This is a genomic window from Enterococcus sp. AZ141 (genome assembly GCF_051714385.1).
Classification (GTDB): Bacteria; Bacillota; Bacilli; order Lactobacillales; family Enterococcaceae; genus Enterococcus_D; species Enterococcus_D entomosocium.
On record NZ_JBIORT010000001.1, the window covers coordinates 1,210,043 to 1,234,427 of the forward strand.

Annotated in this window: 26 protein-coding genes; 14 read left to right on the top strand and 12 right to left on the bottom strand. The window is 42.0% G+C overall.

Annotated elements, in window-relative coordinates:
• Positions 1–288: 288 nt before the first annotated feature.
• The 11 genes from IGI89_RS05620 to IGI89_RS05670 all read left to right on the top strand — a co-directional run bounded on the left by IGI89_RS05620 (position 289) and on the right by IGI89_RS05670 (position 11,603).
• Entirely contained in the window at positions 289–588 is a 300-nt protein-coding gene (locus IGI89_RS05620; RefSeq protein WP_082741604.1) for an LPXTG cell wall anchor domain-containing protein, read from the top strand.
• An 18-nt stretch (positions 589–606) separates the two neighbouring features.
• Positions 607–1,407, top strand: coding sequence for a WxL domain-containing protein (locus IGI89_RS05625; protein ID WP_438735414.1), 801 nt, complete (start codon positions 607–609; stop codon positions 1,405–1,407).
• Positions 1,408–1,492: 85 nt separating this feature from the next.
• Positions 1,493–2,548, top strand: a complete 1,056-nt coding sequence (locus IGI89_RS05630; RefSeq protein ID WP_101699540.1) for a DUF916 and DUF3324 domain-containing protein — start codon at positions 1,493–1,495, stop codon at positions 2,546–2,548.
• 18 nt (positions 2,549–2,566) lie between these two features.
• Complete coding sequence (locus tag IGI89_RS05635; protein ID WP_438735415.1) at positions 2,567–4,939, top strand: lectin-like domain-containing protein; 2,373 nt, start codon at positions 2,567–2,569, stop codon at positions 4,937–4,939.
• A gap of 52 nt (positions 4,940–4,991) precedes the next feature.
• Positions 4,992–5,204, top strand: a complete 213-nt coding sequence (locus IGI89_RS05640; RefSeq protein WP_139843997.1) for a hypothetical protein — start codon at positions 4,992–4,994, stop codon at positions 5,202–5,204.
• A gap of 350 nt (positions 5,205–5,554) precedes the next feature.
• Positions 5,555–6,952, top strand: a complete 1,398-nt coding sequence (locus tag IGI89_RS05645; protein WP_005233049.1) for a polysaccharide deacetylase family protein — start codon at positions 5,555–5,557, stop codon at positions 6,950–6,952.
• 36 nt (positions 6,953–6,988) lie between these two features.
• Positions 6,989–7,507 (top strand): RNA polymerase sigma factor, encoded by a 519-nt coding sequence (locus IGI89_RS05650; RefSeq protein WP_005233050.1) that lies wholly within the window; start codon positions 6,989–6,991, stop codon positions 7,505–7,507.
• A gap of 32 nt (positions 7,508–7,539) precedes the next feature.
• Positions 7,540–8,379: an RsiV family protein gene (locus tag IGI89_RS05655; RefSeq protein ID WP_438735416.1), complete on the top strand. Its 840-nt coding sequence runs from the start codon at positions 7,540–7,542 to the stop codon at positions 8,377–8,379.
• Between the two features lie 409 nt (positions 8,380–8,788).
• Complete coding sequence (locus IGI89_RS05660) at positions 8,789–9,169, top strand: MarR family winged helix-turn-helix transcriptional regulator (RefSeq protein WP_016621992.1); 381 nt, start codon at positions 8,789–8,791, stop codon at positions 9,167–9,169.
• An 80-nt stretch (positions 9,170–9,249) separates the two neighbouring features.
• On the top strand, positions 9,250–10,635 hold the full coding sequence (locus IGI89_RS05665) for an MATE family efflux transporter (RefSeq protein WP_438735417.1): 1,386 nt from the start codon (positions 9,250–9,252) through the stop codon (positions 10,633–10,635).
• A 281-nt stretch (positions 10,636–10,916) separates the two neighbouring features.
• The gene (locus IGI89_RS05670; protein WP_086316678.1) at positions 10,917–11,603 is read left to right on the top strand and encodes a YoaK family protein; all 687 of its coding nucleotides are present in this window, start codon (positions 10,917–10,919) and stop codon (positions 11,601–11,603) included.
• 77 nt (positions 11,604–11,680) lie between these two features.
• On the opposite strand, the gene IGI89_RS05675 is transcribed toward IGI89_RS05670, so the two are convergent.
• The 11 genes from IGI89_RS05675 to IGI89_RS05725 all read right to left on the bottom strand — a co-directional run bounded on the left by IGI89_RS05675 (position 11,681) and on the right by IGI89_RS05725 (position 20,217).
• Positions 11,681–12,220: a DUF1697 domain-containing protein gene (locus tag IGI89_RS05675; RefSeq protein WP_438735418.1), complete on the bottom strand. Its 540-nt coding sequence runs from the start codon at positions 12,218–12,220 to the stop codon at positions 11,681–11,683.
• Positions 12,221–12,494: 274 nt separating this feature from the next.
• The gene (locus IGI89_RS05680) at positions 12,495–13,886 is read right to left on the bottom strand and encodes an oxaloacetate decarboxylase subunit alpha (protein ID WP_438735419.1); all 1,392 of its coding nucleotides are present in this window, start codon (positions 13,884–13,886) and stop codon (positions 12,495–12,497) included.
• Positions 13,883–14,425 (bottom strand): citrate lyase holo-[acyl-carrier protein] synthase, encoded by a 543-nt coding sequence (gene citX / locus IGI89_RS05685; protein WP_244732694.1) that lies wholly within the window; start codon positions 14,423–14,425, stop codon positions 13,883–13,885. Before citX ends, IGI89_RS05680 begins: the two co-directional genes overlap by 4 nt.
• Entirely contained in the window at positions 14,418–15,950 is a 1,533-nt protein-coding gene (gene citF, locus IGI89_RS05690) for a citrate lyase subunit alpha (protein WP_438735420.1), read from the bottom strand. The genes citX and citF overlap by 8 nt, the downstream gene beginning before the upstream one ends.
• Positions 15,951–15,952: 2 nt before the next feature.
• Complete coding sequence (gene citE / locus IGI89_RS05695) at positions 15,953–16,840, bottom strand: citrate (pro-3S)-lyase subunit beta (protein WP_220426936.1); 888 nt, start codon at positions 16,838–16,840, stop codon at positions 15,953–15,955.
• Positions 16,828–17,136 carry a citrate lyase acyl carrier protein gene (gene citD, locus IGI89_RS05700; RefSeq protein WP_005230465.1) on the bottom strand — a complete coding sequence of 103 codons (309 nt, stop codon included), beginning with the start codon at positions 17,134–17,136 and terminating at the stop codon, positions 16,828–16,830. Before citD ends, citE begins: the two co-directional genes overlap by 13 nt.
• Positions 17,137–17,148: 12 nt before the next feature.
• Positions 17,149–18,144, bottom strand: a complete 996-nt coding sequence (gene citC / locus IGI89_RS05705; RefSeq protein ID WP_140966065.1) for a [citrate (pro-3S)-lyase] ligase — start codon at positions 18,142–18,144, stop codon at positions 17,149–17,151.
• Between the two features lie 12 nt (positions 18,145–18,156).
• The gene (locus IGI89_RS05710; RefSeq protein ID WP_008381833.1) at positions 18,157–18,282 is read right to left on the bottom strand and encodes an OadG-related small transporter subunit; all 126 of its coding nucleotides are present in this window, start codon (positions 18,280–18,282) and stop codon (positions 18,157–18,159) included.
• A gap of 24 nt (positions 18,283–18,306) precedes the next feature.
• Positions 18,307–19,422: a sodium ion-translocating decarboxylase subunit beta gene (locus IGI89_RS05715; RefSeq protein ID WP_005233072.1), complete on the bottom strand. Its 1,116-nt coding sequence runs from the start codon at positions 19,420–19,422 to the stop codon at positions 18,307–18,309.
• A 23-nt stretch (positions 19,423–19,445) separates the two neighbouring features.
• Positions 19,446–19,859, bottom strand: a complete 414-nt coding sequence (locus IGI89_RS05720) for an acetyl-CoA carboxylase biotin carboxyl carrier protein subunit (protein WP_061053432.1) — start codon at positions 19,857–19,859, stop codon at positions 19,446–19,448.
• A gap of 19 nt (positions 19,860–19,878) precedes the next feature.
• Complete coding sequence (locus tag IGI89_RS05725) at positions 19,879–20,217, bottom strand: hypothetical protein (protein WP_225869327.1); 339 nt, start codon at positions 20,215–20,217, stop codon at positions 19,879–19,881.
• Positions 20,218–20,649: 432 nt separating this feature from the next.
• Between IGI89_RS05725 and IGI89_RS05730 the strand changes: the two genes are divergently transcribed.
• From IGI89_RS05730 to citG, 3 genes are all read left to right on the top strand, one after another.
• The gene (locus IGI89_RS05730; protein ID WP_008381841.1) at positions 20,650–21,996 is read left to right on the top strand and encodes a CitMHS family transporter; all 1,347 of its coding nucleotides are present in this window, start codon (positions 20,650–20,652) and stop codon (positions 21,994–21,996) included.
• Positions 21,997–22,112: 116 nt separating this feature from the next.
• On the top strand, positions 22,113–22,808 hold the full coding sequence (locus tag IGI89_RS05735; RefSeq protein WP_005233081.1) for a GntR family transcriptional regulator: 696 nt from the start codon (positions 22,113–22,115) through the stop codon (positions 22,806–22,808).
• Complete coding sequence (gene citG / locus IGI89_RS05740) at positions 22,801–23,664, top strand: triphosphoribosyl-dephospho-CoA synthase CitG (RefSeq protein WP_008381844.1); 864 nt, start codon at positions 22,801–22,803, stop codon at positions 23,662–23,664. Before IGI89_RS05735 ends, citG begins: the two co-directional genes overlap by 8 nt.
• Here citG and IGI89_RS05745 read toward each other — a convergent pair.
• Positions 23,641–24,357, bottom strand: coding sequence for a response regulator transcription factor (locus IGI89_RS05745; protein ID WP_008381846.1), 717 nt, complete (start codon positions 24,355–24,357; stop codon positions 23,641–23,643). The genes citG and IGI89_RS05745 overlap by 24 nt on opposite strands.
• Positions 24,358–24,385 lie beyond the last annotated feature (28 nt).

The window sequence follows — 24,385 nt, forward strand, 5'->3', positions numbered from 1 at the left end:
CTGTCTATGAAAATGTTGATTCCAATTTGACCAAAAAATCAGGTAACCTTAATCATGTAAGAAAAAGGTATGCATACAAACTTACAAATAAAAGTATCAAAAACCTTCGTTTTTTAGAATAGATATTTGTTATGTATTCTCTAAAATAGAAAACCTAATCTAATAACTTTTCCAAGACATTCGATCCGATCGAATGTCTTTTTTTGTCGTCAACCCAAAAACGAAGAATTTTGAGATACAACAAAGGGGAGGATCATGATTGAGAAAACAAAAAGGTGGATAATATTTATGGGAATACTCTCAGTTTTATCATTACCGTTGGTAAACGCTGCAGAAGTCCAGCAAGTTGAAACAAATGGGACCATTGGATTTACTGGTGTCTATGAACCCATTGGTACACCTGATCCAGCGCCGCCCGAAACTATTGTCAGACCACCAATTACCGAAGTGGCCAAACCAGATGGTACGTTGCCACAAACAAACGAAATAGGACATTCATGGCACGCTTGGCTAGGCGTTTTTCTAATCAGTTTCGTCTTCCTCTTATGGAAACAAAAAAGAAATCATAATAAAAATCTAAAACAATAAGAAAGCAGGAATAACCAAATGAAATTTATTCGTTTAGCAACAATTGCCGCACTATCAACTACTATTTTAGCAGGAGGAGCAGCTTCTGTTTTTGCCGATGAAATGAGAGAAGTAACAACCGAAGGTCAAATCCAGTTTACAGCGGATGAAGACGGTGATCTGGAAGTCATCCCTCCTGTACCTGATCCGGATGTGATTATTCCACCGATTATCGATCCAGTTACAGGTCCATTGTCTATCGTACAGGCACCTACAATGAACTTTGGTACTCAGGTCATCTCCAACCAAGATCAAACATATAATATGGTTGCAGAGACTGCTGAACTCGCTAATCCAGAAGAAGGTGGGCCTACTGACGTTCCATATATTAGTTTTGCTCAAGTACAAGACGTTCGTGGAACCAATGCTGGATGGGATCTAAAAGTGAGCTTAAGTGATTTTGAAGCTCCAGAAGCACAAAATAAAATTCTAACGGGAGCGCAAATCACCTTTGCTAATGCTCAGTTAAATTATGAAGGTAGCAATACTGATAACGAACCTACAGTGCACCAGACTGGACTAACATTACTTCCTAATGGTGCAGCGCGTTCAGTGATGACTGCGGCACAAGGACAAGGTGCAGGAGCTTCTTCAGTTATCTGGGGAGACCAAGCAGACTTGACTGCCCAATTTGAAGCAGAGGGCTTTAATCCTGAGACAGACGTTGTAGAAAACAACGCAATACAATTGTCGATTCCAGGTTCAACAGCCAAAGATGCAACAACGTATACGTCAACGCTAACTTGGGAATTAAACTTAACACCTGGAGACGAACTATAAAAGCCTTGTAACCATTTGTTTTGAAACTCTCGGCAGCGTCACAGTAAAATTGTGACGCTGTTTTTCTAAGAAAGGAGACGTAACCTTGAAACAAACAACTTTAGCTCATCGTTCTCAAAGAGCCTCTTGGTGGGTACTTACGCTTCTTTTTCTTCTTTTTGGAATTTTTCCATCAGTAGCTCAAGCGGAGGAAACACTGTCATTTTATGTCACGCCTGAATTTCCTGAAAGCCAGGTAGAAGGATCAAATAGTTATTTCGATTTGAATCTAGCAGCTGGAGCAACAGAAACCTTAGCATTGAAACTGCAAAATGTTAGTAGTGACCCAATTCAAGTGCAAGTAACCCCTCATACAGCGTATACCAATGTTCATGGAGTCGTTGAGTACGGAAAAGATGCCCAAGAACCAGATAGTAGCCTTACTTATTCATTGGACGAATTGATTGACTCATCTGGCGTCATTGAACTGGCAGGAAATGAAACCCAAACAATTAGTGTTCCTTTACATATGCCAGAAGAATCGTTTGAGGGATTTTTAGCGGGAGGTCTACGGATTTCGGAAGTCAAAGAGGAGCAAGAAGAAACGGCAATCAATGAAGAAGGCGTAGCGATCAAAAATGAATTTGCCTATGTGATTGGGATTGTTGTCAGCAATTCTCGGGATTCAGTTCAACCGGATCTCGATTTATTAGCTGTTTTTGCAGATCAGTTGAATTATCGGAATGTGATTAGTGCAACGATCCAAAACTTCACGCCTACCTTTGTCAATCGAATGGCGGTGGAAGCGACAGTACAACGAGCAGGAGAAAACGAGGTTCTTTATGAAGCGAGTGAAGAAATGATGCAAATGGCGCCTAATTCTAATTTTGATTTTCCAATCTCGTTAGAAGGCGATCGCTTTCAAAGTGGCGACTATGTATTGAAATTAAGAGCAATATCTGGTGAAGATGAGTGGGTATGGGAGAGACCCTTCACAATTAAAGCAGATGAAGCCAGGGCATTGAATCAAGCAGATGTGACCATTGATTCAAGTATGAATTGGTGGATGATTGGCGCAATCATTTTACTTGTTCTTTTACTGGGGGTCATTCTTTATCTACTTATTCAAAAAAAGAAAGCAAACCGAAGCGAACAAGAGTAGTAAAAAGGAGTGAATGGAATGACCACGAGATTAAGAAGACCGCTGCTTCTATTAGGGGCGTCTATTCTAATGATGCAAGCATTGATTCTATCGATTGGCATGGTCTACGCTGAGACAACGATGGACACTGAGGAACAAAAACAGGTAGAACACCCATCCATGAAAAACCTTCTAAAAGAAGAACAGGCTAGTGATGCGCGCTTTTTCTTTACTCAGGCGCGGATGCAAGGCACGGTAGAAGAAACCATACAAGTAACCTTCTTTTCTGATCAAGAAGTGTCAGAGGCACGAGTATTTTTACCTGAAGAAGCAACGCTTATCAACGAGCAGTTACCGGCAGGGGGATCAGTCGAACAGATAGAGCAGTCTCAGGAATGGCTGGTTCAGTCAAAACGGGCGCAAAATACATTTGTTCTTCCTTTAGTATTTGAACAGGCGGGACGCTATGAACTGTCTGTGGGAGGAGCAACGGCTTATCTTGAAATCAGTGAACAAGAAGATAGTATTGTGGAGAACCCTACTGAAGGAATAGAAGCTTCTGATGATGCTCAAACAGTACAAGCGGATCTGGAAGCGAAAGAGAATGCAGTAGAAGAGAATCAAATGAAGGAGCAGCCATCACAAAGTTTAGATAATGAATACAGTTCAAATGCTACCGTCACAAAAGATAATTTTTTGCAGCATTTTGACTTACAGGGTTCTGCAACGTATGATTCAGAAACAGGGGAAGTAACCTTAACTACAGCTAGTAATAATCAAGTTGGAAATGTTACATTGAAGGAAAAATTAAGTGTAAATTATCCATTTGTTTTGACAGGGAAGGCAAATATTGGTTCTAATACGAATGGTGCAGATGGTATGGCTTTTGGTTTCCATAGATCTGAAAATTCTGCTGTTGGAAATAGTGGAAACGGTATGGGGATTGCTGGCCTAACAGGAGGCTTTGGATTCAAATTGGATTCAAATTTTAATACAACTCAGGGAGCAGGTGCAGCTAGAGATCCGGCTGCTTTAGGTGGGGCTCCTTTTGCTGGATACGTTTATCATGAGACGAATGGTTTATTGACTACTTATATGGGAAGCGATGCTCCAGCAAAGCGAACAGGGACATTGAATGGCGCTTACGATGATATAGTCATTGAGTATCTGCCAAGTGAAGAAGCAAACATTTTCCGTATTAACTATAAAGGAGAAACTTGGGAACGAGATATATCCGATTGGCAAGGAATCGATACTACTGCATTATCTTTTTTAATCTCAGGAAGTACAGGTGCAAGAAACAATGTTCATAGCTTTGTATTTGAACAGATGGACTATGTAATAGGGACAGGAGAAGTTGAAGTCAGTTATCGTGATGCAGCTACAAATGAAGAAATAATACCTAGTCAATTGTTAGAAATTCCTTTTAAATCAGAGGCAGTTCTTAATCCAAATTCAGGGATTGATGATGAACCGTACCTTCTTGGTTATGACTATAGTCATGTTGAGACAGATGCACTTTATTTCGATGAAACAAACAATACCATAAAACCAGAGGCTGAGCGTCGGAATGTTACTTACTTTTTTAATCGTGCTGAGTCCGAGGTGACAATTCATTACATTGATGATGCCGGGACAGTTATTTCACCATCTGATACAATCATTGGTTATGTGAATGAGGAGCTAGAAGTAACGATTAAAGAAATAGAAAACTACAAGTTTTTATTTGAAAGAGACAATCAATTATTGAATACGGTATTTACTCGAGAGCAACAAAATTATTGGCTCGTTTATATCTTACAGGGCTCCATGCCACCAGTAGATCCATTGGATCCTGAAATAGAAGTGAACCCAGAAAATAAACCAGAGCTGCCAGAAAATCAAGGGCTTCTGAGTATTGACTTCATTTCCTCCTTTAACTTTGGCTCACAACCTATTTCAGTTCATGACCAAACCTATTACGCGCAACCACAACGTTTATTGGATGAAGACGGAACTGTAAATGAGATGGAAGAGCGCCCTAACTATGTTCAGATCAGCGATCGTCGATCAGCTACTGAGCGTTACGGCTGGCAGCTATCGGTTACCCAGACGAAACAATTTGAAGGATTAAAAAATCAACAGCTTACAGGTGCGAGTATTACTTTCTCAAATCAACAATTAGTGACCGCTCAAGGTGGCAATACCCCTTCTTTACAGACAGCCAACCCGTTAACGTTGGCACCAGGAAACAAGCGAGCACTGATTCGTGCGGAAGATACTGAAGGAACAGGCACATGGATCTATCGTTTTGGAGATGAGCATACAGCAAGGGAAAGTGTTACGCTCAACGTACCGAAAGGTTCAAATCCTGAAGCCACAAGCTATTCCACAACCCTGATATGGGAATTGAATGCTATTCCTGACAATTAAAAGAGAAATTTCTTTTTTCCTTTTTCTGCCATTTATTAATGAGACCGCTAGATTGGTTCGTAAAAAGATGAATAGTTCGTGTATGATCCTGGTTCATTCAAAAGAAAGTCAAGCCATGACGAACAAAGAATTAAAAGAGAAACTAAGCGTCATGCCACCAATAGTTAAAGGAAATATCAAACAAATCAAGACGTATTTCAAAGAAATCTGTGGTTATGATCTAAGTGTAGAAAAGAAGAATTCTATCGTATTCAATGTGTCATAGAGTTTGCATAAATACAAATTATCTAAAAAAAGGCTTCAAAAAAAATTTTTTGAAGCCTTTTTTTGTTTTCCGCAAGTATTAAGATTAAGAACTAACGCTACTGTCTAATGACATAGTTAAGGGAAAACGTAAAGGTCTGATGTCAAAGCTAAACCTTAAAGGAAAAGATAGGAAAAAACGAATAATTTGGAAGTTACTATTTTTCGCTAATGAATTTAGACAGCAACATTATGGAGATAAAGGAATCACGATTAAGAAAGTTCACGATTGATAAAAACTTGCTAATAAATGAAACTATTTGACCTGTTCTTTCGTCATACCCTATAGAACAACGAAAGAGAGGAAATACTATGAGAAAAAAATTATTGTTAATAGCTATATTCTGTGCACTGATTCTTACGTTAGTAGTGGGTGCCATGTATAAGTACCTAATGAGTCAAGTGTATGGAGAAGAACAAACAAATTTTGAAATGCAAGTCGAAAAAACAATTAAAACTGAATTTTTTGATCGTGATATCACTCAGATTGAAGAATCAAAGAGTGGCGATAATCAATACAACAAATATTACCTGTACTATTCTGCGACTGAAAATAAAAATATTATAAAACAATTGGAAGCTCAAACTCAGGTTGCTTCGAAACAATTGAAGGATTCTCGGTCAATGGTGCTTTCTTATGTCAATGAGGAAAAGGTGAATGATGCCCTTATTAATCGACAATTAGTAACAAAGGAATATATTTGGGATGATAAAACAAAGTCTTTGAAATATTTAGGTGAATTAAAAGAATTATCTGAAATACTCTTATCCAAAAATCGAAATGAGCCTCGATTAAAAGATATTGTCAACGATGAATCAGACTTGCTTGCGATAAACAGAGTTGTACAAGAACAACTACTTAGTACTCGAACTAAATTAAAATCAACAATTGATGAGGAAGAATTAGATCAAGTGTTAACAAATGACTTTTTAAGCAAGGATAGTAAGATAACCATTCTCCCCCACTCAATACAAATCGCTTTTGATAAAGAGGTTTTAGGGTTGACAACGATGAATGTCGACATTGAAAAAATTCTGCCTTTTATTAATCCAGCGATCGTTTCTGATAATAATCTGCCGAAAAAATCCTTAGACCAAAAAAGAAACTATATCGCGCTCACCTTTGATGATGGACCTAATGATACGTCTACGAAAAAATTACTAGGAGAGTTAAAAAAAGAAAAGATCAAAGCAACTTTTTTTGTTTTAGGTCAGATGGTTGATAAGAACCCAGAGGTCGCGAAAAAAATAGTGGGAGAGGGGCATGAAATTGGCAGTCATTCATACACTCACCCAGACTTGACTCAAGTAACCCTGGATAAAGTCAAAGAAGAAGTACTGAAGACTGATAAGGCAATATTTCATGCTACAGGGGTATTGCCAAAACTCTTTCGACCACCTTACGGAGCAGTAAACGGCGCCGTTGCCAAAACCATCGGATTGCCTATTATTCAATGGAATGTAGACTCTGAAGATTGGCAAGTCAAAAATAAAGATTTGATTGTAAATAAGGTAATTGATACTGTAGAAAATGGATCAATCATTTTGATTCATGATATCCATGAACGTTCCGTAGAATCCATTCCAGAAATGGTAAGTCAACTAAGAAAAAGAGGCTATGAGTTTGTGACTATAAGCGAATTGCTCTCTTATGGACAAAAACCACTAAATCAGTATTTTGGTTTAGCTGACCAAAGAGAAATTAAATAGCAGTCTTTTCTAGTCCCTTGGAGAGTTGTTAAAGGAGTGATCTTTATTTTTAAGAATAGAAGTCAAACAAAAAAAGTGCGCTATTATGAGCATCTACTAGAAGAACTGATAGAAGGTAAATATGATCAAATGTATCGAATTGCCTACAGTTATGTTTATGATCATGAAGATGCTTTAGATGTCCTGCAAGATAGCTTTCAAAAGGCGTTAAAAAGCTTTAGAAACACAGTAGAAATTGATAATTTTCAAGCATGGTTCTATAAAATTTTAGTAAGAACCGCGATTGATCAATGGCGAGTGAAGAGACTAAGACCATTTGGGTTAGCCTTTGAAGAAACTATAGAACTAAGTCATTTTCGTTTCGATCAAAGTGAATTTCTTGAACTAAAGGAAATTCTAGAGAGAACGCCTAGTCCGGAAAGAGATATCATCATTTTAAAATATTTTGATGGATTTACCTTGCAAGAAATTGCTCAAATACTTAATTTAAATGAGAATACGGTGAAAACGAAGATGTACCGTTCTCTTGTTCAATTTAAGCATCTTTTAAATTAAAAAAACAAGATATGAAAAGGAGAATGAGCGAAATGAAACAGCACACGTTTGATGGAGAAAACCAAGAACAATTAAAGCGTGAAATAGTTGCGCGTTTTCAAATAGAAAAGGCAAAGGTATACGAAGAAAAGAAGCGAAAAGTACTTAGAAGAGGCGTCGAAAGCGTGATCTTGGTGGTTTTTAGTTTTTTGATTATGCTTCAAAATACTACCTTTAGAGGTTTTGCATCAGAAATACCTATTTTGGGGGATTTGGTATCAATTATAACTGGGGAAACGCTTCTGTTCAGTCAAGAGGAGGCAGAAATCACTATTGATGTGCCTAAGATAACAGAAGAAAATCAAGTGTATTCGCAATTAAATGAAAAATATCTCCGTGAAGGACAACGAGCATATCAAAGTTATATAGACGTAATAAATAAGGTGGACGAAAAACAAATGTATGTCAGTGGTACCTATGATGTGAAAGTCAATGATATTCGATTTTTAGTAATCGACCGTACATTTGAAGAAACAGTGGGGAGCACCAATGTCGAACATCGATTTGATACATTCGATAAAAAGAACGAGGTCTTATTATCATTAAAGATGTTATTTAAAACGGAAAACTATTTAGAGGTGCTGGCTCAGGAAATTGAGCACCAAATGAAAGAGCGGATGAGAGTAAATAGCGATATCAAATATTGGGTTTTAGACTATAAAGATACAAATTGGTTGGAGAATGATCCGAATTTTTATATTAATGAAAATCATGAACTAGTTATTTCGTTTGATAAATATGAAGTTTCGGCTGGATACATGGGGACACAAGTGTTCATAATACCTACTACAGTATTGAAGCCGATCTTAGTTGACGAAAATTTTTTTAATTAGATCGATAAATCAGTTTAAGCTTATTCAGAAAAAGATTTCTGGATAAGCTTTCTTTTTTCGCTAGCAAGAGCGGAAAATAAAGCCTACTTTTCTAATTGGCTGTGATACCATGAGGGAAAAAATCGATGAACCCAGGGGCTCTTTTATACACGTTTACTAAAAATGCAATAAAAAGTCCCTTGTTGTCTGCTTTTGTCAGTAACTTTTCCACAGTGTGGAACTCCCTGAGCCTTACTATCATTATTGAATTTGAAAATAATTAGAGGTCTAATTATTAGATAGCGAATCTTTTTATTGACTTTCCTTTTTAACCGGTGTATATTCTTTTCGAATAGTTAGATATCTAACATTTGGCAAAGGGGGAGTCGTTTTGGAGGAACTGATCGTATCGAATTTGATGCGTTCCATTATGAATAAGTCACGGGAATCGATGGAAATGCGTATAAAAGACCTGAATATCAGTCAACAGCAAGGAAGAATGATTGCGTATATCGCACAAAATGAAGACAAAGGCTTGATTCAGAAGGATTTGGCCCAAGTGTTTCAACGTCGTGATGCCAGCATCACAAGTATGCTTCAAGGGTTAGAAAAAAAAGGGTATATCGAACGCCGCATCCCAAAAAATAATGAGCGGCAAAAAAATATATACGTTTTACCTAAAGGAAAAGCGTTGATTGATCAAACCAATGAAGCTTTTTATGCGGCAGAAAAAGAACTGGTCCAAGCACTGAATGCAGAAGAAGTCGAAGAACTGACTCGTTTGTTAAGAAAAATCGATCAAAGTCTATGAGCAATAAGCAGTCAATCACTGCTTATTGCCTTAAAGTTAGAATTCTAACAGTTAACTATCTAATAGAAGGAGGAATCATCATGGAAAAAGTCACAATGAATGAATCCAATATTTACTACTTAAGCGAAAGTCCGGTGCGAAAGGCAATTGCCCATTTATCGATCCCGATGATGGTTGGTATTTCAACCACGACGATCTATAATTTGATTAATGCCTATTTTATTGGATTGATCCATGATACCAATATGATGTCGGCGATTACCTTGGCGATGCCCATTACGATTCTGTTGATGGCCGTTGGGAACATGCTGGGTGTTGGTGGAGGAAGCTATATCACACGACTACTAGGCAATGGAGACACTCAAAAGGGCAAGAAAGTTGCCGGCTATGCGTTTTACTCGAGCATCCTGCTCGGTGTAATCATAGGGATTGTCGCAGTAATTTTCATGGATCCATTTATTCATTTACTAGGAGCAGGTGGGCAGACATTTTTGTATACAAAACAATATTCACTGATTTTGTTTGTTGGTGGAGCATCGTTCATTTTAAATTTTGCTTTGGAACAGCTGGTGCGTTCAGAAGGGGCATCAAAAGAATCAATGTATGGCATGTTTGTCAGTGTTGCAGTGAGTATCCTGCTTGATGCATTATTGATTCTGGTCTTTAACCTACATGTGATCGGAGCAGGGCTATCACTGGTGATTGCGAATATCGCTTCAACAACGTATTATGTCTGGTTCCTAGAAACGAAAAGCGAGACATTGAAGGGTTTTTTAAAAAGCATGAAACTTTCAATCAAAGATCAGCTAGAAGTTTATAAAATAGGGGTATCCGAGCTGTTTAAATCAGCTTTCATGATCGTCACCACATTATTGTTGAACAATTTTTCTGCTGAGTATGGGGACAATGTTGTGGCTAGCTTTGGTATCGCTGTTCGAATCACGCAATTACCGGAATTTTTAACAATGGGTCTATTTTTGGGTGTCATACCGTTATTTGCTTACAGTTTCTCTGCCCATAACACGAAACGAGTGAAAGAAGCACTAAAAGAAGTATCTTTGTGGATAGGTGGGATCTCCATCCTTTTTGCCTTGATTGTGTATTGGTTGCGAGTGCCGGTGCTGGGATTATTCACAAGTGATCCACGTGTGATCCAAGTTGGCTTAACGATTTTGGGAGCACAGTTGATTTCTTCGATCTTTAATGGTTTCTCTGGTTTATTCACGGGCATCTTCCAGGCATCTGGACTAGGTGCTCAGACCGGAGTGATGTCCACGATTCAAGGAACATTCTTTATTCCAATCGTTTTAGTGCTGCATCATTTCTATGGATTGGATGGATTGATTTGGTCAATGACGATTACAGAAGGTATCGCGTTTGTTGCGGGTGTCTTAATGATGATTCCTTATCTAAATAAACTAAATAAGGATGACCTGCCCGCCATGCAAAACCAACAACGTATATGAATCAGATACATTCGGAATATTTGTTTATGGAAGAAAGGAAAACGAAAGGTTTCTTTTCGAACGTCCTATAAGGAAAGCCCAACGAAGTTTGCTTTGTTGGGCTTCTTTACTTGCTATATATTTCCTTTTCGTTAAAGTAAGAGGAGATGTTGATTCTGTTATACTTACTATTGAAAAAAACTCCATTTCAAGGATAAACGATCTTTTTCATGTATCAATAGAAGAAAAGCGTCTAAAACAAATGCTATTAGCAAAATTATCAAGCGATTTAGGAATCTACTATGCAAAAAAAAATTTATAAAGTTGTCTCTGTCTCGAATAACAGTCGTCTGTTTGCGATTTTAATGGCTTTTTCAGGTGGGGCATTAGATGTCTATTCTCATAATTACTTTCATGGATTAGTTGCTACCCAAACTGGGAACATTATTTTGATGGCTTCGAATTTATCCCAATATAATTGGCAGCAAATGCTGCCTAAAATCGTATCGATCATTTTGTTTACGGTAGGATTTTTATTAGGTATTCTTCTAAAGCGCAGCAATTTCAGTCATTATTGGCGCAGTTATACCATGTTGCCTGTTATTTTATCGAGTTTGATCATTCCATTATTGTCTCAAAATCTACACCTTTTTAAAATTGGTCTGCTTGCTTTTGGCAGTGGCTTGCTGATGCTGACGTTCACTGGAACGCAAATCGAAGGAAATCCTTATACGATCATGATGACCTCAGGCAATTATCGGAAAATGCTAAATGAATGGTATCTTTATCTGACCTCACGGAATAAAACGTCGCTTCAAAGACGCAATGCCCATAACTATACGATCGTCGTGCTCTCATTTGTCATTGGTGCTTGTTTACTAGCCTTTGTCAGTCTTGTTTTAAAAAAATATTCAATTTGGATCGTAACCTTCACGTTTCTGCTTGCTCTTTTTATTGAAATCCATCAAGCGAAAAAGACGATTCGATAGTCAAAGAAAAACCGTCAGAGGGACTCCTTCTGACGGTTTTTCTTATAAGTTGAGAGGGGAATATTTTTAGAATGTCGTCACAGCTCCGCAATCTTCCTTACGGTATTGATGGTCCGAATCGTAATCTGCTTGCCGACGCTAGTGCTGGCTGTTTTTTTCCACCAATTGGTTTTTTGATAGTCTTTGCGGAGGTAGGACCAGAAGACGACGTCTTTGTAAGGAAAAACCTGTTCAAGGGTGGCATTCGGAGCCCCGAGTTTTTCAGATAACACCTCGTAGGACAGTGAAGGCATCAAAAAGATCAGGTTGTCATAGATGGTTTTATCTTCCGTTCCTGACCAGTCAGGTATATGGGTCAAGCGTTCCTGCAGCTCTGATTGGCGAATGATATAAATAGCGATATCAAAGGAAAAGTCGCGTTTGACCATTGCTTTAATCGTTTCGGCAAGGGCTTGTGGATCATCCTCTTCACTGGAAAAAATCACATTGCCGCTATTCAAATAAGTGACCACATTGCTAAACCCCAATTCTTCAAAACCGGCTTTCAATTCTTTCATAGAAATTTTGTTCTTTCCACCGACATTGATGCCTCTTAATAAAGCGATGTATCGTTGCATGGATAACCCCTCCTTTAAAACTCTTCTTTTAGCTGATTATAGAATGGATGGAGCGGAAGCACAATCCTGGCTTATCAGCTACCCAAAATACGTGAGCGAGAAGTGATTAATGCAAGCTTATTGGTGGAGTGGCCGTGGCGTACGTATTTTTGCACTGCTGATTAGTAAAAAAGAAGAAACAGCCTATAGATGGTAATACCCCTCACAAATTTGCTAAAGCAAGCGAATTTGTGAGGGGCACTTTAAGTTGTTTTCTCTATTTCTGGCTTCATTGTTAATCCACCGCAATCCTCACAGACACGGTCTGTACGGGGACATCATAAAAGGGATCTTCTCGTCGGCCTAAAAAGTCTTGGGCTTGCTGAGGGAAGAGGGCGTACATCAGCACGTCTTCTTCGCTTTTGGCATACTCAGCGATTTCTTCCTTGAAGGCTGGCAATTGCGGTGCCAGTAGATCAGCTGGTCTGGCAGTGATCACTTCAGCATCTCCGATAATTGTTTCTTTGATTTCGTCGCTGATGGGTGCTGGCGATTGTCCATAAAGTCCTTTGACGTAATCTTTGATCTCACTTGGGACAAGTTTGTAGCGTTCTCCTGAAATTACATTCATCAAGGCTTGAGTGCCGACCATTTGCGACAATGGGGTCACTAGCGGTGGATAACCCAAGTCCGCTCTGACTTTTGGTACCTCTGCTAGGACTTCTTCATACTTGTCTTGCAATCCTTGTTCCGTCAATTGGCTGAGTAGGTTTGACAACATGCCACCAGGTACTTGATAGATCAAGGTTTTAGGTTCGATATCTTTGACTTTCGGGTTCAGTAGTCCTTCTTCGCGGAAACGATCACGAACGGGATTGAAATGTTCAGCAATCTCAGCGACTTTCTGCAAATCAAGTCCCGTAGCAAAGCCGCAATCTTCTAAGGCGATTGCCACAGATTCGGTTGCTGGCTGACTGGTGCCGCCAGCAAAAGAGGAAATGGCGGTATCAATGATGTCTGCACCGGCTTCCGCAACTTTTAAGTAGGTCATCTCAGCGATGCCGCTGGTGGCATGGGTATGGACTTCTAGCGGCAGATCGACGGCATCTTTGATTCGGCTGACCAGCTCATAACCGGTTTGCGGCGTCAAAACGCCGGCCATATCTTTGATACAGATGGAATCGGCGCCGAGGTTTGCCATTTTGTTGGCAAGGTCAACGAAGTAATCCACGGTATGGATTTGGCTAGTAGTATAAGAGATTGCCGTTTGACAGTGTCCACCGGCTGCTTTTGTGGCGCGGATGGCGGTTTCTAAATTGCGAACATCATTTAAGGCGTCAAACAAACGAAGAATGTCGATGCCGTTTTCGACCGATTTGGTCACAAAGTCAGCAACGACGTCATCGGCATAGTTTTTGTAACCTAAGAGATTTTGTCCCCGTAAGAGCATTTGTAGTTTGGTCTTTTTCACTTCTTTGCGGATCGCCCGCAATCTTTCCCATGGGTTTTCATTTAAAAAACGCAGACAAGCATCGAAGGTTGCGCCGCCCCACATTTCCAAGGCATGATAGCCCGCTTGATCCATGGTTTTTAAAATCGGCAGCATATCGCTGGTAGGCATTCGCGTGGCGATCAGACTTTGTTGGCCGTCCCGCAAGACGGTTTCGGTAAATTGGATTTTTTTCATTCTTTCACTCTTTCCTGAATGATTTTACGGATCTGCTGCTGCATATCTGCTACGCTATGAGTTCTAGAACGGCCACAAACTTTGGCATCTTGTTCACAGACGTAGCAGCTTCTTGCCGGCAGTCCGATTTCGGTACGGCTGATAGGTAAAAGCTGGTCTTGGTTTTTGGCTAAGACATCCAGATCCACCAATCGACCATAAGGATGATGGGTCTCAATCTGAACCATCATTCGTTTTAGTTCATAAGGATCTGTGGGCAGTACGAGATAATATTCCGGTCCAGTTTCCAAACTACGGTAGAGGTTTGCCAGTGGAATCAGTTCCTTGACGGCCTCTTCGATTTCCGTAATGAGTTCTTCAAAAACGGCGGTCAATGGGACAGAATTTTTCACGGGACCGGGAATATTCATGGTGGCAACAAGCAATGCCGCTTTTTCATCCGCAGCGAGAAGCTCCCGTTGAAGGGAGCTTCTATTTTCTCGCGCCTGCAGCATATCGGTTAGCGTCACAGGGGTTCCTGAAAATAGGGCATCAGACATTTTTGACCACATCAATGATCGTGCCATCGCGGTATTCGATCAAAGCGACGGTTTTTTCCCCGTACTTGATTGGTTCGGGTTGACCGACAATGCTGTAGGCTTTTTCTTTTAATTCTTCAATGGTGTACTGGGGAATATCCAATGCTTCAAAATGGCTGATCAGGTCTTTGCGAGCTGGATTGATGGCGATCCCGATTTCTGTGACGACGACATCAATGCTGGCGCCTGGCGTGACGATCGTGTTGACGGTATCGACGATCGTTGGGATCCGTCCCCGCACAAGAGGAGCGATCACTAAGCTCATTTTGCACGCCATACTAGTATCTGAGTGGCCGCCAGAAGCACCGCGAATCACACCGTCAGAACCGGTGATGACATTGATATTGAAATCCGTGTCGACTTCCAGTGCGGAAAGAATGGCGGTATCCAATTGATTGATAAACGCCCCTTTGCTTAATGGTGAGGCATACATATTGGCATCGATCTCGTAATGATTGACGTTTTTCCCTAGCGATTGTGCGGAAGGGTGATCAAAGTCTTGGACATCGATCAGTTTTTCCACTAATCCTTCTTCTAACAGTTCCACCATGGCATTGGTAATGCCGCCGAGGGCAAAGCTGGCTTTGATCTCATCTTTGATCATTGCTTCGCGTAAAAAACGAGAGACGGCTAATGCGGCACCGCCCGTTCCAGTTTGGAAGGAGAAGCCTTGTTGGTAGTAAGGCGAGCTGGTGATGACCTTGGCTGCATACTCAGCAATCAGTAATTCCTTTGGATTTTTGGTAAAGCGGGTCGCCCCTTTTGCGATCCCTGCAGGATCACCGATGGCGTCGACTTCCACGACATAATCGACATCCGTTTGGGGAATGCTGATTGGGGTATTTGGAAACGGCACCAGGGTGTCGGTGATGATCACGACTTGGTCGGCGTATTTTGCATCGACCATCGCATAGCCCAATGAGCCGCAGGTTGCTTTTCCGACGGTGCCATTAGCATTGCCATACGCATCTGAGCTAGGCGCCCCTAAGAAAGCGACATCGATGTGGATATCGCCGGCGGCAATCGCACGAGCCCGACCGCCATGAGAACGGATAATGACCGGTGCATCCATAATTCCTTCGGAGATTGCGGCACCGACTTTGTCCCGCAGTCCGCTGGAGGTGATATTGGTCACGACGCCAGATTTGATATGTCCGATCAATGGTTCATGGACATTCGCGATGGAACTAGGGGCAATCGCAAGATTCTTGATGCCCATTTTTGCGATCTCGTCCAAAACGAGATTCATGATAAAGTCCCCTTCGCGAAAATGATGGTGGAAGGAGATCGTCATGCCATCCGTTAACCCTGTTTTTTCAATGGCTTCACGAATACTACCCAAGACCTTGCTCTTGCCTGGCAGGACTGGCTCGATCTTGCGACTCGCTTCTTTGTAGGCATGGATATTGGCTGTTTCATTTTTAAAGACCCCGTATTGGTTGGCATAGCATTCAGGGATGTCTTTTCCTGCTTTGTTTAACACCATAATTACACTTCCTCCTCGGTAATCAATTTCGCTGCTTTGGCAAGGGCAATCACGCGTTCCGCTCGCTCAACGATTGGTTTATCGACCATTTTGCCATTCAAGGAGATCACACCAGAACCTTTGCTTTCGGCTTCACGAATGGCCCAGATCACTTCTTTGGCCTGTTGGATCTCGGCTTTTGAAGGCGCATAGATCCCATTGACTAGGGGAATCTGCCGTGGATTGATCACTGATTTTCCGTCAAAACCAAGCTGCTTGATGCGAGTCGTTTCAGCGATAAAGCCATCGGTGTCATTGATATCAGAAAAGACGGTATCGATGGCGGCGATCCCTGCAGCTCTAGCTGCATGCAAAATCATACTGCGGGCAAACAACAATTCTTGCCCATCTGGGTAGCGACGGGTTTTCATATTGGTGACATAATCTTCTGCCCCTAAAGCGATCCCGATCAAGCGGTCGGAAGCTGTGGCGATGTCTCGGGCATTTAAAACGCCTTCGGCCGACTCGATGGCAGCCATCATTTTGGTGGTTCCTACCGGTAGATCATTGTCTTCTTCCACTTGTGTAATCACGGCGGCAACGTCAATGATGTCTTGGGCGGTTTCGGTTTTCGGTAGACGAATGACGTTGACCCCCGCTAGGACCATCGCTTCGATATCAAGGGCACCCACCGTGTCGAGGCCGTTGATGCGCACGACGGTTTCGATGGCAGAATAGTCAAAGGTTTTTAAGGCAAAATGCACCAGAGTCCGAGCAGAGTCTTTTTCATTCAAGGAGACCGCATCTTCTAAATCAAACATAACGGAGTCGGCGCCATACAATGGCGCATCCCGTAGCATGGCAGCGTTAGCTCCTGGTACAAACATCATCGTTCTTCTTAAACGTTCCATGTGTCGATCTCCTTCCAAGCATACTGTTCTTGTTCGGCGGCCCGATGAACGGCGGTCAGAGTTCGGGCTTTGATGGTACAGTCCAATGCGCCTTTATCGGTGGCAGTGATTTTGGCCTGTGTCACGCCTAGATGGTTCAGCGTCTCAAGGATGACGGCGCGAATTTGTTTGCCGAATTGTTTTTCGACACTGCTATCGAGGGTCAGCTCGATGGTTTGGGTTGTGGTGGGCTCGATCGCGATCAAGATATCACTGGATTCAACAGAGCCAGCAACCGCACTTTTTTTGATTTCCACTTATTATCACCTCTAAATATAGTTATGCTGCATTAAAAATGAGAACGTTGTTTCTGGTAAAAATTGCTGCAAGAAAAGTAAATCTTTTTCTGCAATCGCTTTCCGAACGTTTGTAGCCGAAACGGTTGATTGGTTGATCTTCAGACGGTCGATCACGATCAGTTCAAGCTCGGGAGAAAAAACGGCAGCCATTGCCTCGTTGTAGAGTTGAGTCACGGGCGAGTAAGGCTCTGAGCCTACAAAACGCGTAGTGATCGCCAACAACGGCGCAATTTTTTCTTTGAAGAGGGTTGCATCAAAGGCGGCTTGTTTTTTGGCGATCGCCTCAGGTGCTTGCTCTTTCAAGAAATAACTGGGAAAAACTGCCGAAGAGACGAGATAGTTGTTGGTTGGCAGCACCGTTACATTTGGCAGGTGAGCCACGCCATCCGTCACCATCTGCAGCCGTTCACTGGCAGAAAATTGCGAGCGGTCTTCTGATAAAACGAACACATAAACCTGTTCTTTTTGACTCGCAGCCGTTTCGACTAAGTACAAATGTCCCTTGGTAAAAGGATTGGCGTTCATCACGATCGCGCCGTTGTTTTGTCCGATTCGCTGTCGTTGCAGTTGTTGGGCATAGCTTTCATAAGAAGGAACGCCTTGTTCCATGAACAAGATGTCTTGCGCAGCGAGCACTTCACGAAACCCGAGAGATTCAAAAAACAGACGATTTTTCGGTGCTGTATAGACGAAGGACTTGGTATAGCCCTCGTCTTTGATATGATCGCTAAGGTGCGAAATCAATTGCGTCAACAGCTGTTCGGAGCGTTTTTTTTCACAGACCACCACATACTTGATGATATTGGCATAGCAAGAAGCAGTAGCAATCAAGGTTTGCTGGTCAAAAATGCCGACGGTATAGGCTACTTCTTCACCGACGGCTAAGCCAGCACGGGTGATCAATTTTTGCCATTGCAAAAAGACTTCCGGATCTTTTTGCAGCCAGATTCTTTTTAGGGTATACATACAATGCCTTCTTTATTTTTTTACTGGGAAGAGCTTCGACAAAAGCAAGGATGCGAAGTAGATGATCAGGATCACGACAAAGACGCCGCCCCAACCGAATAACAACAATTCAAATGAAGTCAGTAAATCTTGACTCATAATTTTCCTCTCCTTTCTAGTGACCTAAGCAATCAGTGCCAGCAGTAAGCCACCGGCGATGACCGAAGCAATCTGTCCTGAAACGTTGGCACCGGCTGCATGCATCAAGATAAAGTTTTGCGGATCTTCATCTGTCGCCATTTTTTGGATGACCCGGCTAGACATTGGAAACGCAGAGATACCAGCTGCACCGATCATTGGGTTGATTTTTTCTTTACGGAACAAGTTCAGCACTTTCGCAAACAACACGCCGCCGACCGAGTCCATAATGAAGGCAACCAGCCCTAAACCAATAACCATCAATGTATCGACTTGTAAAAATTCTTCATATTGCATTTTCACAGAAATTGATAAACCTAGGAGGATACTGATGATATTCACCAGTTCGTTTTGAGCGGTGATGGACAAACGATCTAAGACACCACATTCCCGCAAGAGATTTCCGAACATCAAAAATCCGACCAATGGCAATGAAACAGGAGCAATCAACCCTGCTACGATCGAGATCACGATCGGGAACAAAATTTTTGCCGTTTGCGAAACTTCACCGGCACGATACGTCATGCGGATTTTTCGTTCGTGCTTGGTCGTCACAGCTTTGATGGCTACCGGTTGAATGATCGGTACTAGCGCCATGTAAGAGTAAGCTGCTACCATGATCGCACCCATATATTTCGAGTTCAGCGTATTTGCGACAAAAATCGACGTTGGTCCGTCAGCGGCACCGATGATCCCGATGGAAGCTGCGTCGTTTAAATCAAAACCAAGCAGCACGGCAACGATGATCGTAAAGAAGATCCCGAATTGCGCAGCGGCACCAAACAATAAAAGAAATGGATTTTGCAGCAATGGACCGAAGTCGATCATCGCACCAATCCCGATAAACAAAAGCAAAGGGAACAATTCAGTTGAGATCCCCATATCAAACAATACTTGGAACGGGCCAGCTTCTCCACCAGCACTTAACACACCTGAGTTCGGGAAGTTCACTAACAACGTGCCCAATCCCATAGGGACCAACAAGGTTGGTTCATATTCTTTCTTGATCCCCAAATACATCAATAGACCACCGATGAGCATCATAACGATCCGTCCCGGCTCCGATCCTAACCCGACTACACCTTCAATTAACGTTTCCACTACGTCACTTCCTTTTCAATAAATTAGCCGATCGTAATCAGCAGTTCTCCTGGGTTGACCATGTCGCCCGCATTGACTGCAATGGCAACAACGGTTCCTGCTTTTGGTGCCACGATCTCATTTTCCATCTTCATGGCTTCTAAAATCATCAACGACTGGTTTTCTTGTACAGTATCACCTACATTGACCAAGAGACGTAAAATCGTTCCCGGCATTGGAGAATGAATCGGCTCGCCGTCAGCAGGAAGCGTACCTGGTGCTGGCTGTGGTGCTACTTCTGGTTCTGGTGTGCTGACTGGCTCTGGTTGAGCAGGTACCGCTGCGGGAGCCGGTGTTGGCACTGCTGGAGCAGGAGCGGTAGGTTGTGGGGCACCGATTTCTTCCATTTCGACAAGATATTCTTGCCCATCGATCGCTATTTTAAATTTACGTAACATGTTTTTCCCTCACTTGTTTTCATTTTTTTTTGGCTATTTTTTTGATTGTGAACTGAGAATCTGGTAGCTCTCCGGCGGCAATACTGGCGGCCATCAGGGCGACTCGTCTAAATTCAGGATTGCGTTTCTCAATTCTACGGATGACAAACTGACTTTCAGGGTAACATTCAGCCCCTAGTGCGGCGGCTATCAGACTGACTAATGGATAATCTTCTGCAGGCGCTGGCTGATAGCTCGACACTTCTTGCCAATCAGACGCGGGTGGATCCGTTACCATTTTCTGTGGCTTCAAAGGGGAGCTGACAGGCGCATCAGGTTCATCATGCGTTTTTTTGAACAATCTTTTAATAAGATTCATGGGTTTCTCCTTTCTCAATGATTCGTTCCCTTTCATTATAGAAACTCCCGTTCAATCAGCGAGATTTATTTCGGCTGAAAATTGTTTTTTCAGTGTTCCTTTTTTGGGAAAAGAGCGAAAAACCGAGATAAACGTTGTTTTATCAAGGTTTTTCTTGCGTTAATATTCTGTTAAGAACTTTTTAAACGAAAAATAAGATTTGAAAAGAGAAATTGTTTTTTTGCTGTTCTTTTTGTAAACGGGCCTTTTTTTCTAATTCTTGATTGTTTATTCTTAGACGTGTAAAGCATTCAGTAACATTATTTCCTTTAAGAAAAGAAAAATTTTCACAAACTAGTGGCGCTTGTCACTAATAAATTACGGGCCTGTAATTTTTTTAAAAATGTTTTTTGATAACGCTTACACATTTCGATGCATGAAAGGAAGAAGAAAATGTTCTTAACAATTTTGTCCTATGCCATGATTATTGTCTTCATGTTTGTCATCATGAAGAAAAAAATGTCACCCTTTACATCCTTAGTAATTATCCCATTACTATTTACCCTCGTTGCGATGGTTGCCGGTGTTTCCGAAAAAGGCAACATCGGAGATTTTGTTCTTGAGGGAATCTCCACTACAGCCAACACAGGGATCATGTTGCTGTTTGCGATTTTGTACTTTTCCATTATGTTGGATGCCGGTTTGTTTGATCCAATCACGAAAAAAATGATTTATTTTGCTAAAGGCGATCCGATGAAAGTCTTGATGGCAACGGCAGTCGTTGCCGCTGCGGTCTCTTTGAACGGTGATGGAACGACCACTACCTTGATTTGTTGTTCTGCGTTTATTCCCATCTACAAGAAGCTGAATATGAAAATGATGAACCTTGGTGTCTTGATCATTTTGCAAAACACCATCATGAACTTATTGCCATGGGGCGGACCGACTGCCCGAGCAATGGCCGTGCTGGAAGTTGATGCGGATATTCTTTCTTATTTGTTGCCAGGAATGATTTTGTCTCTGTTATATGTGATTTTCTTCGTGGCTCGCAGAATGGGGATCCAAGAACGGAAACGTTTAGGGGTTACGGAACTGACGAACGATGAGATATTAGAAATGACGACTGTGACTGATCCTGATACATTAGCGATCCGTCGTCCGAAAAACTTTGTCTTCAATGGTATCTTAACGATCGTCTTGATTGGCTGGTTAGTAGCAAGCTCCTTTATTTCTAGTATCGCTTTACCACCAATCTTGTTATTCCTTGTAGGTACTTGTATCGCATTGATGGTCAACTACCCAATTTTGAAAGATCAATCGTCACGGATCGGTGCCAACGGCGGCGATGCTGTTCAAGTAGTAATTTTAGTTTTTGCAGCAGGCGTCTTCATGGGCTTGTTCCAAGGCTCTGGGATGGCTACTGCCTTAGCGAATAGTTTCACGCAAATCATTCCTAAACAATTGGCTGGTTTCTGGGGCATAGTTATCGCCCTGATCTCTGCACCTGGGACTTTCTTTATTTCCAATGATGGGTTTTACTTTGGGGTTCTACCGGTCTTAGCAGAAGCGGGTCGTTCGTATGGCTTCACCAATATGCAGATGGCCTTGGCGTCCTTAATGGGCCAAGCGTTCCACTTGTTAAGTCCATTGGTTGCCTTCATCTACTTGCTATTGCGCTTGACTGGCTTAGATATGGGGCAATGGCAAAAAGAAGCGGCGAAATACGCACTGGGGATTTTCGTGATCTTTGTCGTTACGATCGTACTATTGGGTCATATGCCGTTTTATATTCCACAGTAACTTCATAAAGAAACTATCGAGCAGGCTGCCATTTTGCTCGGTAGTTTTCCTTGTTTATCGATATATCTATTTTTTCCCAAAAATCTCATTTGTTTTTAGTATGATAGGAGTAAATCATGAATCCAATTATTGATGCAGTAAATAAAAATCTGGATCTGACCAAAAATAAACCATTAAAAGATTTGATCTATGAAGCGTTCAAAAAAACCATCATTTTAGGAGACATTCCCGCAGGCTCTCGCATCAATGAGAAAGAATTTTCCGATACGTTAAACATCAGCCGGACCCCAATTCGTTACGCCATGACGCAGCTGGTGGCTGAAAAACTGGTGGAACACGTACCAAAAATCGGCATCGTCGTAAAAGGGATCAGTATCAAAGATGCTTATGAGATTTACGATATCCGCAAATCATTGGATACATTGGCGACTATCAAAGCAATGGCCTTGATGAGTGAGGAGGATTTCCGGGAGATGCGCTGCTTGTTAGAACATGGCGAACAGCTGAATCGTGAGGATGATGTGGATGGGGTCTTGAAAAACTTTTCTGACTTCAATGCGTTTATTTACGAAAAAAGCCAGATGCTGCGGTTAAAAAGTATCGTGCTGGATCTGCAAGCGTACCTCGTTTATTTTCGTGACATTGCGATTCGCTCTTCTAGAAGAAGGGATGCGGCATTGGCGGAACATTGGCTGATTTATCGCGGCATGAGAACCAATGACACGGAACAGATCACGTTGTTGACCCATGAACATTTGGATCACTCCCTGCAATTTATTCTTGCTGAAATGGAGCGAAGAAAAATTGACTGATTCCCGTCTTTTTATCGCCAGCAGCTATGCAGTCAATGCGCTGCATTATGAGGTAGCGTTAGCACCCAAGCCTGGTTTAGTAGATCCTTGCTCCTCTGGTGCGCATCAGGACATGAATGTGTTTACCTTTATCAATAGTATCACTTGTTTGGCGCCTTTTTTTCAGCGCTATAGCCAAGCTGGCTTTGCCCATACAGGCGCCCTGATCCAGCTGTTTGACCAGTTACGTGGGATCGGTCAAGAAGCAGAAGAAGCGATGCTTCAGGCAACCAAAGGCATCAATACCCACAAAGGGGCGAACTTTTCCTTTGCAGTTTTGTTGGGGGCGACAGGAGTCTATTATCAACAGCATGACAAGGCTGTGCTGACGGCTGAAGATACCAATCAGATCCTGCAGCTTGCCGCCGACATCTGCCAGCATTTGGTCAAGCAAGACCTGCAGCAAATCACCCACAAAGACCAGTTGTCTTACGGAGAAAAAAATTATTTAACCTACGGCACGATGGGGATTCGTGGAGAAGCCGCAGCTGGTTATCCAACGGTTAAAAAACTGCTGGAGTACTTACGGCAGCAACCACAAAAAACCTCCGTTTCCTTGTTACGAGGGTTGGTCTATCTAATGAGTGAAACCGAAGACAGCAACCTCGTCCACCGAGGCGGCTACGAGGCGATGAAGACAGTGCAGCAGGAGATGCAAAAAATTCACGAAGCCAATCTGTCGGATACAGACTTGCTTCGTGAATTAACGACCTATGATCAAGTATTGATTGCACGCCATTTGAGTCCCGGCGGCTCGGCGGATCTTTTAGCCTTGGCCCTTTATTTCTTGCAGCTAGAAGGCGTCTCCTTCTGGTAAAAAGGTATAGCCGATCCCCCAAACGGTTTTCAAAAAACGGGCTTGCTTCGGCTCATCTTCAATTTTGTTTCGCAGATGATTGATAAAAACCATCACGGTATTGGCATCGAATTGGCCATCTTGCCAAACATTGCTGTAAATCTGTTCTTTCGAGAACACTTGATCCGGATTTTCCATGAAAAAGCGCATCAGCATGATTTCTTTTGAAGACAACTTGATGGGCTGATCATTTTTGAAAAACTGATAGCGTTTTTGGTCAAAACGAAACATGCCGCTGCACAGATCTCCTTCCGGTTTAGCGATCCCTTTTTCTCGCAGCACGTTGCGGCGATCTAGAATCGAAACGATTTGTGCTTTTAAGAGTGCCGGTGAAAAAGGCTTCGTAATGTAGTGGTCAGCGCCAATCTCATAGCCGTTGATCATATCTTTTTCGTCACTTTTACCGCTCAAAAAGACGATCGGCACCGTGGGGTTTTCTTCTCGAATCAGTTGTGCCAAATGATAGCCGTCATTTTCATGCTCCAAACTGATATCCAGTAAAAAAAGATCAAAGCTGACACGAGAATTGATCGCAATCGTTTTTTCAACGGAATCAGTCTGGTAGATCAAAATGCCCGTCGATTGTAAAGATTTCCAAATCAGCCGCCGAATAGCAGGGTCATCATCAACGATTAAAATTTTTTCATCTCGCAAAATATCCGCCTCCTGTATCAATAGTATT